Annotated in this window: 1 protein-coding gene; it reads right to left on the bottom strand. The window is 69.6% G+C overall.

From position 1 onward, the window contains the following. Positions 1–365 (bottom strand): AMP-binding protein (locus HWX09_RS33425; RefSeq protein ID WP_175888628.1); only part of this gene is annotated, 365 nt, incomplete at both ends.

The following is a 365-nucleotide window of genomic DNA, read 5'->3' as shown; positions in this document are numbered from 1 at the left end:
AGCCGCCCGCCGAGTTCCTCCGGGTAATAGCTCTTCTTGAAGCGCTCCGGGTCGCCCCAGATCGTGCGGATCATCGCCGGCCACGGCCGCTTGACGACGAGAATCCCGCCTTGCCCGTTCGGCACGTCCTGGCCCGTCTCGTCGACCACCGCGGCCGTGATGCCCGGCAGCGGCAGCGTGCACGAGCCCGGCACGGTCGGCGTGGCGCCCGGCAGCGGCGTGATCATGTGGCCGCCGGTTTCGGTCTGCCACCACGTGTCGACGATCGGGCAGCGCTCGTGGCCGACGTGCTTGTGGTACCACATCCACGCTTCCGGATTGATCGGCTCGCCGACCGTGCCGATGATGCGCAGGCTCGACAGGTC

The organism is Burkholderia sp. BCC1208 (assembly GCF_902833095.1).
Taxonomy (GTDB): Bacteria; Pseudomonadota; Gammaproteobacteria; order Burkholderiales; family Burkholderiaceae; genus Burkholderia.
This window is presented reverse-complemented; position numbering and strand designations above follow the sequence as displayed.